Annotated in this window: 13 protein-coding genes; 9 read left to right on the top strand and 4 right to left on the bottom strand. The window is 58.3% G+C overall.

Annotated features, from left to right (window positions below; all coding sequences use genetic code 11):
• The first annotated feature begins 1 nt into the window (after position 1).
• The 8 genes from gspH to gorA are packed head-to-tail and all read left to right on the top strand — an operon-like array spanning position 2 to position 6,584.
• On the top strand, positions 2 to 532 hold the full coding sequence (gene gspH / locus MLC70_RS01850) for a type II secretion system minor pseudopilin GspH (RefSeq protein ID WP_248181270.1): 531 nt from the start codon (positions 2 to 4) through the stop codon (positions 530 to 532).
• Positions 529 to 903, top strand: coding sequence for a type II secretion system minor pseudopilin GspI (gspI, locus tag MLC70_RS01845; protein ID WP_248181269.1), 375 nt, complete (start codon positions 529 to 531; stop codon positions 901 to 903). The genes gspH and gspI overlap by 4 nt, the downstream gene beginning before the upstream one ends.
• Positions 903 to 1,631 (top strand): type II secretion system minor pseudopilin GspJ, encoded by a 729-nt coding sequence (gene gspJ, locus MLC70_RS01840; protein ID WP_248181268.1) that lies wholly within the window; start codon positions 903 to 905, stop codon positions 1,629 to 1,631. The genes gspI and gspJ overlap by 1 nt, the downstream gene beginning before the upstream one ends.
• Entirely contained in the window at positions 1,628 to 2,632 is a 1,005-nt protein-coding gene (gspK, locus tag MLC70_RS01835; protein WP_248181266.1) for a type II secretion system minor pseudopilin GspK, read from the top strand. The genes gspJ and gspK overlap by 4 nt, the downstream gene beginning before the upstream one ends.
• Positions 2,633 to 2,634: 2 nt before the next feature.
• Positions 2,635 to 3,939 carry a type II secretion system protein GspL gene (gene gspL, locus MLC70_RS01830; protein WP_248181264.1) on the top strand — a complete coding sequence of 435 codons (1,305 nt, stop codon included), beginning with the start codon at positions 2,635 to 2,637 and terminating at the stop codon, positions 3,937 to 3,939.
• Between the two features lie 4 nt (positions 3,940 to 3,943).
• Complete coding sequence (gspM, locus tag MLC70_RS01825) at positions 3,944 to 4,471, top strand: type II secretion system protein GspM (RefSeq protein WP_248181262.1); 528 nt, start codon at positions 3,944 to 3,946, stop codon at positions 4,469 to 4,471.
• Positions 4,472 to 4,526: 55 nt separating this feature from the next.
• Positions 4,527 to 5,192, top strand: a complete 666-nt coding sequence (locus MLC70_RS01820; protein ID WP_248181260.1) for a GNAT family N-acetyltransferase — start codon at positions 4,527 to 4,529, stop codon at positions 5,190 to 5,192.
• A gap of 30 nt (positions 5,193 to 5,222) precedes the next feature.
• A complete protein-coding gene (gorA, locus tag MLC70_RS01815; protein WP_248181259.1) occupies positions 5,223 to 6,584 on the top strand; it encodes a glutathione-disulfide reductase in 1,362 nt (453 codons plus the stop codon).
• An 18-nt stretch (positions 6,585 to 6,602) separates the two neighbouring features.
• On the opposite strand, the gene MLC70_RS01810 is transcribed toward gorA, so the two are convergent.
• The 3 genes from MLC70_RS01810 to MLC70_RS01800 form a co-directional block, all read right to left on the bottom strand.
• Complete coding sequence (locus MLC70_RS01810; protein ID WP_248181258.1) at positions 6,603 to 8,540, bottom strand: ATP-binding protein; 1,938 nt, start codon at positions 8,538 to 8,540, stop codon at positions 6,603 to 6,605.
• Positions 8,533 to 9,465, bottom strand: coding sequence for an ABC transporter substrate-binding protein (locus MLC70_RS01805; protein WP_248181257.1), 933 nt, complete (start codon positions 9,463 to 9,465; stop codon positions 8,533 to 8,535). Before MLC70_RS01805 ends, MLC70_RS01810 begins: the two co-directional genes overlap by 8 nt.
• A 79-nt stretch (positions 9,466 to 9,544) precedes the next feature.
• Entirely contained in the window at positions 9,545 to 11,728 is a 2,184-nt protein-coding gene (locus tag MLC70_RS01800) for a TonB-dependent receptor plug domain-containing protein (protein ID WP_248181255.1), read from the bottom strand.
• A 132-nt stretch (positions 11,729 to 11,860) separates the two neighbouring features.
• Between MLC70_RS01800 and MLC70_RS01795 the strand changes: the two genes are divergently transcribed.
• The gene (locus tag MLC70_RS01795) at positions 11,861 to 12,511 is read left to right on the top strand and encodes a J domain-containing protein (RefSeq protein WP_248181253.1); all 651 of its coding nucleotides are present in this window, start codon (positions 11,861 to 11,863) and stop codon (positions 12,509 to 12,511) included.
• On the opposite strand, the gene MLC70_RS01790 is transcribed toward MLC70_RS01795, so the two are convergent.
• A complete protein-coding gene (locus MLC70_RS01790; RefSeq protein ID WP_248181252.1) occupies positions 12,413 to 13,486 on the bottom strand; it encodes a bile acid:sodium symporter family protein in 1,074 nt (357 codons plus the stop codon). The two genes, MLC70_RS01795 and MLC70_RS01790, sit on opposite strands and share 99 nt — an antisense overlap.

The following is a 13,486-nucleotide window of genomic DNA, read 5'->3' as shown; positions in this document are numbered from 1 at the left end:
TGTGGTTAGACGGGCACCCGCCTCGGGCTTTACGCTCATCGAGATTCTGGTCGTGCTGGTTGTGGTGGGACTTCTTGCCGCACTGGCGGTGCTGAATCTCGGGGGCGGGTCTCAGCAGCGAGAGTTGCAGAACCATGTGCGGGAAACCTATCTGCTGATGCAGACAGCGTCCGAGCAGGCGGTGCTGAACAACATCGAACTGGGGCTGCTACTGGAAGAAGACGGATACCGCTTTGTCATCCTCGACGAGCGCGCCAACGAATGGACCGAGACCACTGAGCAGATGTTTCGTGAGCGCAATTACCCGGAATGGCTGGTGCTGACGGAATATATCGAGAGCAATACGCCCCGCCTGGCGTCCGAGGAAGACCGGCTTCGTCCGGATATCGTGTTTTTCTCCAGCGGGGAAACCACACCTTTCGAAGTGGAATTCACCATAGGCGCTGACAGTTCCTATATGCACGTGCTGGCGTCTGACGGCCTCTCGGCCCTGGAATGGCGCAAACCCGGTGGTGACGGGGAGGACGAATGAACCGTCAGCGTGGATTCACCCTTATAGAAGTACTGGTTGCACTGTTGGTGTTCGGATTGATCGCCACCGCTGCCGCTGAAGTGGGCAGTCAGTACATTGCCAGTTTCGAGCGTATCCGCGACAAGACGTTTGCCGGCTGGATTGCCGACAATCGAATCAACGAACTCCGCCTCAGCGAAGCGTTGCCCGGTATCTCCGAAAATTCGAGCGATCTCGATTATGGCCCGTTCCGCTGGCAGGTCACGACCGCAGTACTCGCCACCGAAGAACCCACCATGCGGCGTGTAGAAGTCACAGTAGCCCGATTCCGCGATAATGGCAGTGACCCGCTTCCGGTGCACACCCTGTCTGCCTTCATCGGAGAGAGCTGATGAGCCAGAAGGGTTTTACACTGATGGAGGTGCTGATTGCGGTTGCCATCACCGCGGTGATCGGCCTGGGTGTCTGGCAGGTGCTCAATGGCGTGATATTGTCCCGGGATCGGGTAAACGAGGCCGGCGATGCGTTCGATCAGCTGCAACGGACCATGCTGCTGCTGGAGCGTGATCTCACTCAGCTGGTGAATCGGCCGGCACGGGATATGTTCGGTGACTATCAGCCCGCCCTGACCAGTCGCGAGGATGAGTTTGACCTGGTGCTGACGCGCCAGGGCTGGCGAAACCCACTGGGAACCCGCCGTAGCTCCTTGCAAAGGGCGGCCTGGGAGTATACCGGTGAGGAACTCCGGCGCAGGCAGTGGCGTACCGTTGATCGGGGCCAGGAAGACAACAGCGAGGATGTGCTCGTGCTGGCCGATGTAACCGCCTTCGAAATCCGTTTCCTTGATAACGAACGCAGCTGGAGCGACGGCTGGCCGACAGAAGAGGCCATGGCCAATCTCACCCAGGGTGCGCGCCCCGACATCCCGATGCCGGTCGGGATCGAAGTGACACTGGAGCATGAGCGGTTCGGGGAAATGGTGCGCACCTTTGCGATCGCCGATTTTGACGGCAGTGTCGCTCAGGGCATGGTGAACGCCGCCAACGAAGCCGGTGCCCAAACTGATACGGATGAGCAGGAAGAGGATGAAGGCCAGTCTGCAGAGGGGGGCACGCAATGATGCGTCAGGCAGCCTTCTTCAAGCGTCAGCAGGGTGTGGCATTGATCATGGTGTTGCTGGCCATGGCATTGGTCGTGATGCTGGCCACGGGTATGACCCAGCAACAGAGCGTTCGGGTTTTCCGGGCCGGCCACTATCTGGCACAGCAGCAGGGCCTGAGTGTCGCGCTCGGTGCGGAGGCTTTCGCACGGCAGATTCTGGTGCGGGACTATGAAGCGGACAAGGAAGATAATGTCATGGTCGACAGTCTCGACGAGTTCTGGGCCGCCAACGCCGCCATCCTTCCGCTGGACGACAACGGCGTTGCCGAAGTACAGATTGACGACCTCGGCGGACGAATCAATCTCAACGATCTGGTTTCGTCCAACGGTCAGGTTGACCCGTTGACCCGGGATCGGCTGACCCGCTTGTTGGTTGCACTGGATATTTCCGGATTGTCGGTGGATACATTGATTGACTGGATTGATCCGGACGATCAGACCATCAGCGCCTTTGGTGCCGAAGACGGTCAGTACCTGGTGGCGGAGCCGGCGTTCCGCGCCGCGAACCAGCCTTTTGTCAGTGTGTCCGAATTGCGGTTGCTGGAAGGCATGACCGAAGAAATCTACCGGCAGCTCCGGCCCCACGTGGCAACACTGCCGGTGAGTGGTTTGGGCATTAATGTGAATACGGCATCCGCTCCGGTTATTCGCTCTCTGCATGAGGAGCTGACACTGGCTCAGGCAGAGTCTATTCTTGAAAAAAGAAAGGAAGAGCGGTTCGAAAACATTCAGGGTTTTCTGGCGTTACCCGAATTCTCCGGTCTCGGCCTCAAAGCCAGTGGGCTGGGATTACAAACCCGTTTTTTTGAAGTCGTTTCACGAATTACCTACGATGACCGCGTGGCGAACCTGGTCAGTACGGTTTTCCGGAATTCCGAAGGGGAAGTGCAAACGGTTCACAGAGATACCGGACAGAAGAACCGCATCACCAAAGAGCCTTTCACCATCTCAGAAGGATAGACATGTCTTACCGTCTTTATGTCAGGCCACTGCCGCCCTTCGCGGACCCGGACCAAAGCCCGGACGCGCAGCTGTATAATTGGGTCCTCCACGATGCCAGTGGTGATTCTCAGGCCCGTGGCACCGGCGATACACGCTCGGTGATCGAGCAGACACTGAGTCAGAACGACCTCGACAACGTTTTGCTCAATGGCCTGATACCGGGAGACGAGGCATTGTTTTGCCTGGCAGACATTCCCGCAAAGCAGACGCGTTTTATCCAACAGGCTTTGCCCTATGCGGTGGAAGAGCAGATTGCTCAGGACATTGACAACGTTCACCTCGCGCTCGGCGGCCATGGTGATCAGGGTTATCGCGTAGCGGCTATTGATCGCGGGAGAATGTCGGGCTGGATAGACCTGTTCAGTGGCTGGGATCATTCCCGTCTGTATGCGATCTATCCCGATGCGGCACTGCTGCCCGTCACCGGGGGCGGCTGGTCAATCTGCCTGGATGGCGACAACGCCATGCTGATCAGTGATCGCGGGGAATGGTTGAGTATTCAGTCGCGGAATCTTGGCATGTTCGGCCATACGCTGGCGATGCCACCCTCCGAAGACGTAGTGGCGGAAGTGCCGGTCACCATCTACGGCACCGAGGTCGAGCTGGAACAACAGCAATCGGCCATCAGTGAACTGCGGAGTGCCGGGCGCCTGACGGTTCGGCTCGAAACCATCGAACTGATGCCGCTGGAATTACTGGCGCACGCCCATCACCATCATCTCTCCCAGCCGATTAATCTGTGCCAGGGCAGTTATGGGCTGAAGAGCGGCAAGTCCAGTCCATTGCTGGCGTGGAGGCCGCTGATTGCGGTGGCGTCGGTATGGTTCGTGATTCAACTCGGGGTTGAGATCGGCATGGGTTATTACCATCAGCAACACGCTGACGAGACTCGTGAACAGGCAATGGCCATCTACCGTAACGCGTTCCCCGATGACACCCGTACCCATGCGGGGAACGTGCGTCGGGTGATCGAGGGGCAATTACGCACCATCGGTTCCGGCGGTCCCAGTGCGGACTTTGTCACGCTGATGAAATATACCGGAGACCAGTACACCAGAGTGCCCCAGAATCAGTCACTCACCTTCAATTCCATCAATTACAGTCGCTCCCGTGGTGAGCTGGTGGTGGATCTTCGTGCCGACAGTTACGATCGCATGAGTGCTTTGCGCAGCGGACTGTCGAAGCAGGGACTGGAGGCACAGATCGGCTCGGTGGTGAATGAATCCAGCGGTGCCCGCGGGCGCCTGACAGTCTCGGGGGGCTGACCTTATGATTGCCAAACTGAAAGAGCAGCCTGCCGTCGAAAAACTGATTGCGCAATACGATCAATTGCCACGCCGGGACCAGCAGGCCCTGACGGTACTGGCCATTGCGGTCTTTCTTGGCTTGCTTTACTTCGCCATCTGGCGCCCGGTGGCTGGCTTCCATGACCAGGCATTGAGTGCCAGGGAAAATGGGGAGGAGTTGTTGGCCTGGATGCAGTCCAACAAGTCTGCGCTGGATCGCCTGGCTGCCAGCGACGGCAGCAGCAGTCCCGCGGCCAACGCGCCTGAGGATGGCCGCGCGCTGATGGCGCTGGTTACCCGCAGCGCCGGGGAGTCAGGACTGTCCCTGCAGCGCTTCGAGCCCAGCGGATCCGATGCGATACGGGTATGGCTTGAAGACGTCCCGTTTGCCGAGGTGGCAGCGTGGCTGGAGGGCCTCAACGGAGATCATGGTGTGGTGATCGATCAGGCGGCGATGGATAAACAGGATGAACCGGGGATCGTGTCGGTTCGGCTGACCCTGACAATCTGACCGGCGAATCCGGGCGAGCAGGGCAGTCCAAGGTGAGTTAACAGGAGCAAACCGGATGAGTGGCAATAAAGATAACAACAAGAAATCAGAACCCGTGGTGGTCCGTCTTGACGAAGACGCCCGAAATGAAGCGCGCTCCATTCTCTTTCATGCCTATCTCCACGAACCGACGTTCCAATACCTGTTCGATCATCGCCGCGCCGGATACGAGCAGCGGGTGAGGGCAACCATTCGCGAGCTCGTCGACCTGTATATTGATCTGAACCAGGAATCGGTCGGCGTAATGGTTGATGACACGCTGGTTGCCGTGGCGTTTATCGGTGAACCGGAGCTGCGGTTGAACCTTGCTGATCAGATCAGCTGGCGCATCCGTATGGTACTAACAGCCGGATTCGCCAGTACCCGCCGGTATCTGGATTATCACGAAAAGATCAAGCAGCTGTTACCACAGCCTCTGGCACACCAGTTGCCGTTGATGGGAGTAAACCCGAAGTATCAGAACCTGGGTTATGGCCGCCTGTTGCTCTCCACCGTGGAGCGTCTGTGTGCGGAAAATCCCCGCGGCAGTGGCCTGGTTCTGGATACCGGCAACAGTCGGTACCTGCCGTTTTATGAGTCCGAGGGATTCCGCAGCCTGGGCAGGATCCGGCTAGGAGATTTCGAGGACCACGTGTTGTTCCGGGAAGTGACGCCTGCTGAAAGCAAGGCTGCACCCGGTTGAAGTCATCACTTGCTTTATTCAGGAGACTCTGTGTCTGACCACCAGGATTACGATCTGATCATCATCGGTGCCGGTTCCGGAGGCGTTCGTCTTGCCCGGATGTCCGCCCAGCGTGGCGCTCGGGTGGCCGTTGTGGAATCCCGGTACCTTGGCGGTACCTGTGTCAACGTTGGTTGCGTACCCAAAAAGCTGTTCGTTTACGGTGCCCATGTCAGCGAGGATCTGGAGGATGCCGCAGGTTACGGCTGGTCGTTCCCCCGTGATCAGGTGAAGTTCGACTGGCCGACCCTGGTTGCCAATAAGAACACCGAGATCGAGCGGCTCAACGGCATCTACGGCCGTATGCTGGAAAACGCCGGGGTAACGGTCATTCAAGGCTCCGCAACCCTGGCCGACGCCAACACGGTTGTGGTCGGTGACGACCGCTACACCGCCAGGCACATTACGGTCGCCACGGGCAGCTGGCCGGTGATTCCTGAGGTGCCGGGGAAAGAGTGCATCCTCACCTCCAATGAGATGTTCTACCTGCCGCAGCTGCCACGGGAAGCGGTGGTCTGGGGCGGCGGTTACATTGCGGTGGAATTTGCCGGCATTCTGGCCGGCCTGGGCGTGCAGACCACGCTGCTGTACCGGGGCGACATGTTCCTTCGCGGCTTTGACGACGATATTCGCGAATTTACTGCGCAGGAAATGCGCAAGAAAGGCGTGGACCTGCGATTTGGCGTGACGATCGAGGCGGTGGAAAGTGACGGCGCTCATTACGACGTGATCCTGAACGATGGCAGCCGATTGAAAACCGGGCTGGTCATGGCCGCCACCGGTCGCCGTGCGCTGATCGATGGTTTGGGGCTGGAGAAACTGGGTGTGCAGATCAGTGAATCCGGCCACGTGGTGGTGGATGAGCATTTCCAGACAGCGGTGCCTTCCATCACCGCGTTGGGGGATGTTATCGGCACACCGCAGCTGACCCCTGTGGCGCTCGCCCAGGGCATGGTGCTGTCCCGCCGGCTGTTCGGAGATGGCAACGGTGAAATGGACTACCGCTGTATCCCCACTGCGGTGTTCTGCCAGCCCAACATCGGGACCGTTGGCCTGACTGAGGCCGAGGCGAGGAAAGCGGGTCACCAGGTCAGTGTTTACCGCTCCGAATTCCGGCCCATGAAACACACCCTCAGTGGTCGCGATGAGCGGTGTCTGATGAAACTGGTGGTGGATGCCCAGAGCGATCGCGTTCTTGGTGCACACATGGTGGGGCCGGACGCCGGTGAAATTACGCAGGGCCTGGCCGTGGCGCTGAAGGCCGGTGCTACCAAGGCGCAGTTCGACAGCACGCTTGGCATCCATCCCACCTCTGCTGAAGAGTTCGTCACCATGCGTGAGCCGGTCGCCTGACCGGTCTCGGCCGCAGGGTCAGAGTTTGATCCAGCGGCTGAGAACTTCCCGCAAACACTCCTTGCGCACGGGTTTGGCCAGGTAGTCGTTCATCCCGGCGTCGTGGCAGCTGGCCTCGGTGCCGGGCAGGGCGTCGGCGGTCAATGCGATGATGGGGGTTCCGCCCTGGCCGTTACTCTGTTCCCACTCCCGAATGCATCGCGTCGTTTCGTAGCCGTCCATTACGGGCATCTGGCAATCCATCAGGATGACGTCGTAGCCTGCGTGATTGGTGCGCACCAGATCCAGTGCCTCCTTGCCATTGTTGGCTGCGTCGGTTTCGAAACCCAGGCGGGTAAGCAGAGCCGTCGCAACACGCTGGTTAACCGGATTGTCCTCCACCACCAACGCTCTGGACGTTGCACTGTCATGTGCCGGGCCGGCATTTTCCCGTGGCACAGGTCGAACTGCAGGCGCGGTGTTGCTGAGTTCAAAAGGCAATTCAAAGCGGAACGATGAGCCTTTGCCAAGATCGGTTTCGACCTGCACATGGCCACCCATCAGTTCCACCAGACGCTGCACCAGTGACAACCCCATACCGGTGCCGTCGTGCCCCCGGTTGTCGCCGCTGTCCAACTGCTCGAAGGAATTAAAGATATCGCTCAGCCGTTCCACCGGAATGCCAGACCCGGAATCGCTGACCGAACAGTTCAGCACCATGCAGTTGTCTTCCAGCGCAAACCAACCGGCCTGAATATTGATGTATCCCGCGCCGGTGAATTTGATCGCATTGTCGATCAGGCCCGCAAGGATCTGTCGTAGCCGGGGAGCGTCGCCCACCACAAAGGATTTGTCCGGCCACTCACCGTTGAACCCCAGTGTCAGCGCCAGGCCCTGCTGCTCGGCCATCAGCTTGTAACTGGCGGTACAGTTGGTGATGAGCTGGCGAACGTCGAATTCCCGGTTATCAAGGGGCAGGTGGCCACGATCAATGCGTGAATAATCCAGAATGTCACTGATGACAGTAAGAAGGTCTTCTGTGGATTGCCGGGCGGTTTGCAGGTATTCAATCTGCCGTGGTGTCAGGGGCTCCTCATTGACCAGTTCGATCATCCCGAGTACTCCGTTGAGCGGCGTGCGCAACTCGTGACTCATAGCGGCCAGAAATTCGGACTTTGCCTGATTCGCCGCTTCGGCCCGGGTTCTCGCTTTCTCTGAGGCGGCGAGTGTCTGTGCCCGGGATTTCTTGAGGTTGTTGAGATGCTTTGCCAGGGCATTCAGGTTCTCTTCGAGTTCCCGGATTTCCAGGGTGTTGTGATTCTGGCTCACTTCCACCGGGTCGTAGTTGCGGTCGATCAGCAGCTTTACCCGGGTGGAGAGGCCACGGATCGGCGAGAGTATGCCCGACAGGGTCTGATTGACGATCAGCATGGTGAACAGTAGTAGGGCAAGGCCCACCGCCAGCGATGTCCAGAGAATGTCGCTGCGCCGTGCTGCCAGATGCTCTTTACTCACACCCACCTGAACGGTGCCTACCCGAAGCGCACCGCCGCCGAATCCGTAATCCGGCTCGAACCATTCAGTTTGCCTGCTCGCGCCCAAATCCAGCGGTTGTTGAAGAATCTCGGATTCGAAGATATCGAAGGTGTCGTCGCTGGTGATTACCTGGCTGGGGGTGCTGGTTACGAATCCGACTTCGTCGCCCATGACATCGGACACCCGGATCCATTGTGCGCGGCTGCGCCGCAGGGATTGCGACAGGATTTGCTCCAATGCGACCGAGTTTCCGGACACCACGGCGTATTCCACCGCCGGCGCGAGACTGTCCGCGAGCATCTGGCTACTGTCAGCAAGATCCTTGCGGGCATCCTCCAGGCGGGCCGAAGTGAAAAACACCATCAATACAACAAACATCACGACGGCGGGTAATGCGCCCAGCAGCATGAGCTTTCTGACCAGCGGTGCTGACTTACTCATGGGCTCCCTCCGTCGAATTGGAGAGCCGGGATGCAATGGTGGCACGCAATTCTTCCCGCGGTGGCAATGGGATGTTCAGGGAACGGGCCACCTGATCGTTGATCTCCAGCTGAAACTCGTCCGGGTATACCGGCGGCGGAAAACGGCCGGTCTGATGAAACACAGCCAACTGTTGTGCCGCGGACTCTGCAGTGGTCCGGAGCGGTACATACGTGGACGCCAGCGAGCCTGCTTTTACATAGGCCTGGCTGGGGCCAATCACTATTCTGCTGCGCCGGTAGGTGGTTAACAGAATGTGCTTTATGGTTCGGGGGTTGTAGATTGTGCTGTCGGTTGCCGCGAGCAGGAAGTCGCCATACTCGAGAGCGCGAACGAGGGCGGGGATCAGATCATCGTTATCACTGACGATGAACACGCGTCCCTCCATGCCAAGTTCCGGCAGCCGGGGAGTGAGTGCTTCATAAAGTTCAACGCTTTCCGGTGTTGCCAGCATGGCCACACGGGTTGCGTGGGGCAGGATCACTTTTCCGGCCATGGCCTGGCGAATGAGCGGAGAATTATAGAGAACGGCGCCAATGTCACCCGCCGATCGCTCGGCATAGCCGGCGATAAAAGGCTCATCCACCAGCAGTGCCAGGATCGGCGCAGTGCGGCTTTCCTGTCGAACCAGCGTAAAAGCCTCGGGGCCCAGGGTGATAATCACGCTTCCGTCGCTCTGGGATGTCTGGCCGGGTTGGAAACGGCGGATCTCTGCGTCGTCCCCCAGTGCGTCCGTCAGCAGATTCATCATGTGGCTGGTCAGGGCGGAGTTTCTCTCGCTGCCTGCCAGATACGCCACGGTCTGCGGCGCCTCCTGAGCGAATACAGAAGGGCAGAGCGCCAGAAACGCCCAGATCACCAAGCAAAAGCGCGCTCCGAACGGCATTACACCGCTCGTCGAGTCACGTTTTGATTGCTTCTCTTGTCTCATACCGTCCCGGGTTCAGAGCTTTCCATAGACAGGTTCAGAAGCGGACCCCTGCTTCGACAAAAAACTGGTTGTGATCGCTGATGATATTGTCGGGACTCAGATCCTGATCCCGATTGAGGTAGTGTTGCATGGTCACAGCCAGTTCGTAACTATACTTTGGCGCATATATTCGCCGTGCGATCCGGAAATCCGCCCGTTCGAACTGGGCGCGCCGGAATTCATCGGCCCAGTAGAAGGTGGCCGCCGAGGTAAGGTCAAACGGCAGCTGCTGAATCCACGAAAAGCTGCCAGAATGTCGTACGGACAGTCGGCCGAGCAGCTCGACCACGTAATCCTGATCCCCCGCATCCAATGCATCGGGGTCACCGGTATACCAGCCGTTCTGGTCAAGGTAGGCGTAGGTGGCTCTGAGTTTCGTCCCGGCATAATCAACAGACGTTTCCATCTCAAAGCCTTCCTGGTCGAGCCCAACGTTGTTGGCGATGAACCAGTCTACCTCGTTGATAACCCCGCTGATCATGTCCCGTAACTGATCGTTGAAATACCGAAGCTCAAGGGACAGTAGCGCACTGTCCATGTAAAACTGCCCGAAATAACTGATTTCACGTGAAATAATGCGCTCTTCGTCAAGGTCGATGCCGAAGGTGGAGGTGGTTGGATCGACCAGGTCCTCGACACGGAAGCGAACACCTTCCAGGAATTTATAAGGTGCCTGCACGTTGCGTGGCCGGTATGACCAGTCGGGGGTCTGTTCGAAGGCATCCGGCGTGCGAACGGCCTCTGAATAAACAAACCGTATGGCCTGATTGTTGTTGATGATGAAGTTAGCCGCCACCCGCGGGGAAAAGTAGCCTTCGTCCGTGGTGGTCGTGGTTTCCCAGTTACCGCCGGCGTTCAGTGTCAGCCACTGGAAGGGAGAATACTCCACGTTGCCGAACGCCCGGGACTGGTAATTGTTTCCGCGACCGTTAAAGAAGGTTTCTGAACGAAACGTGTCCCTGCGATAGCCAAGGCCGGAAACCAGTTTGAGGTTAGGGTTGAAATACAGAGTGTCCTGAATCTCAAACTCAAGCCGGGACTCTTCGATGTCTTCGTTCAGATCGGCGATGAGCGGGGCTGGGTCATCGCCAGCGCTGCAGTCTCCCGGCTCGAAATCAAAATCCGGAGGGTTGCCTTCGAGGAGGCTGTCGATTTGGGGCCCCGAGATACAGATGGGCCAACGTTGCCGGCGCTGGTAGTTCTGAAAGCTCACCTGAAAGTGGAAAAAATGATTTGTCGAGGTGGTTACATTGAGGCGTGTCTGAAGGTAGTAGTCGTCAACCATGATATCCGGATTGTCGGTGGCGCCGAGTTTGCCGTTTTTGCGCAGGTCTTCTTCATTTATGCCATCCACAACCCCACCGCGCAGGTCCAGGCTGATCTGATCCGATAGCCGGGCAATGCCGTCGTAACTGAAGGTGTTAATGTTGTGGCCATCGTTAAATGGGTAAAACTCACCACCATCGATCTGTTTATCGAACCCGTCAGACTGGCGCTTTTCATAGGCCAGTCGCCAACTGTAGGGTGCACTGGCTTCGCCTACAGAACCGAAAGCGCGCAGGTAACCCCGCGAACCGGATGCTGCACCCAGTTGCACGCCGGCCGTGTCGTCCGGTGAGCGGGTAATGATATTAATCGTACCGAGAAACGCATTGATACCGTGAGCTGCGGAGTTGGGCCCGCGGCTGACTTCAATACGCTCGATCAGCTCCAGTGGCACCGGCATGGTGTGCCAGTCGGTGTCGGACAGGCTGGCACGGTAGGAGGTGCGGCCGTCTACCTGAATCTGCAGGCGCCGTTGCTCGTAATGGACGGTGCCATGGTAACTGGTGACAGGATTGTTGCTGCCGACTTCCGCCACGGTCATGCCGGGCACCAGGCGGAACACCTCAACCAGGTTCATGACACCGAGATCCCGAATCAGGTCGCCCTCGATAATTGTGGTTGTGCCAGGCACCCTGGATTTCGGCTGGCGGAGGCGGGTGGTGGTCAGCACCTCCGGCAGGGGTGGTTCCACGGAACCAAGGCCGGAAAAGTCTGGAGTCGGCGCATCGCTGTCGGCCTGTGCCGGCGCGGGCAGTAAAGTGGCCGTCGCGACCATCAGAGCGAAAGGAACAGACAGCCCGGAACGCCGGAAACAGTGAAATGAAGAATTGGCAACAGGGTTCGTAACGGGCATGACTGTCGTTTTATAATGGTGTAAATGAGGGTTTTGTTGACGTGTTGGCACACTTTATCTGTATCCTAGGTGACCACACTGCATTTGTCTCTCAAATTTGTAATTGATCTCCGTCACAAGAGTTACCACCACATGACTTGTTGGGAAATATTGGGCATTGAGCCGACCCGCGACCCGCGCCAGATCGAGGCGGCTTATGAACAGCAGAGTAAATTCGCCACCGGTGAGGAGGCTGAGCGGCTTGCGGAAGCGTATCGCGAAGCGCTGGGCCGGGAGCCTCAGCCACGGCCTGAACAAGTCGTGAGCGAACCCGGGGCAGCGATAGCGGAAGCGGCACCGGTGGTTGACGACACCCCGCTCAATGCCAGTGAACAACAGGTAGTCCGAGAGGTGGTGATTCAGATCAATGCACTGCTGAACGACAGCAATCGCAGCCGCGACCCACAAATCTGGAAAGCCATTCTGGGGGAGCCACCCGCAGATCAACCAAATTTGCGCCGTGAGATAGGCCATAGTCTGGAGTCACGGGTCCGGCCCATGGCGGAAAACGGCACCTTTCCACCACCAGTGGTTCAGTTCCTCGGTGGCTGGTTTGAATGGCACAGCCTCACGGAAGCCACCAACCCCATCACCAGCGAGGACGATCAGGAGGCGCCAGCCCGGGAGCAGGAGGCTGCAGAGGAGTTACCGCCGCAAATGGTCAACTTCTGGCCGGCGGTGATTGGCTGGATTGTCGGATTGGCCATTCTGGCCATGCTGTTCGGCGGTATGGGCGGCGGCTGACGCCGCCTCGATCTTTTCCCGGTATTTCTGGGCCAGAATGGCTCCCACAATGACCTGGATCTGGTTGTAACACATGATCGGCAACACGATCATGCCGAAGCCGGGATGGCCGGAGAACAACACCTTGGCCATCGGAAGGCCCGAGGCCAGACTCTTCTTGGAACCGCAAAACACCACGGCGGCTTCGTCTTCCAGGCTAAAGCCAAAGCGCCTGACCAGAAAGCGTGCCATCAGCATGAACAGGCCCAGCAGCAGGCAACAGAGCACGACCGCCAGCACAATGGCCGGTATTGGCAGGTTCTGCCACAGACCGCTTTCCACCGAGTGTGAGAACGCAGAATAGACAATGATCCAGATAACACACTGATCGTACCGCGCCATCAACCCCTCATTTCTCCCCAGGAAGCCGCCAAGCCACGGGCGCATCGCATGACCTGCGGCAAAGGGCAGTAACAATTGCAGCACAATGTCCTTGAGCGCCTCGGCGATTGAAAAATTGCCGCTGCCGGAGGTGCTGACCAAAAGCAGCAGCAGAAACGGCGTCAGCATCATCCCGAAAACATTGGATGCGGCGGCGCTGCAGATCGCGGCGGGCACATTGCCGCGAGCCATGGCGGTGTAGGCAATGGAAGACGATACCGCAGACGGCAGCACGCCCAGGTACAGGAACCCCAAGCCGAGATCTTCCGGCATCCACTGCGGCGCAAAGTCACTGATGCCGTTGATGGGCAATACCGCGAGTGGAAAGAACACAAAGGTCAGCAGGGTAATCAGAATGTGCAGCCGCCAATGGGTTGCGCCTGCCACGATTTGTTGTCGGGACAGAGCCGCCCCGTGCAGGAAAAACAAAAGCGCAACGGCCACCGTGCCGAGGGTTGCGAGCCAATCCGCTGCGTTACCCCGTACCGGCAGAAACGACGCGAGCACAATGGCGCCCAACAAAAGCAGCGTGAATGTGTCTATCCGGAACTTCAT

Source organism: Marinobacter goseongensis (assembly GCF_023156235.1).
Taxonomy (GTDB): Bacteria; Pseudomonadota; Gammaproteobacteria; order Pseudomonadales; family Oleiphilaceae; genus Marinobacter; species Marinobacter goseongensis.
This window is presented reverse-complemented; position numbering and strand designations above follow the sequence as displayed.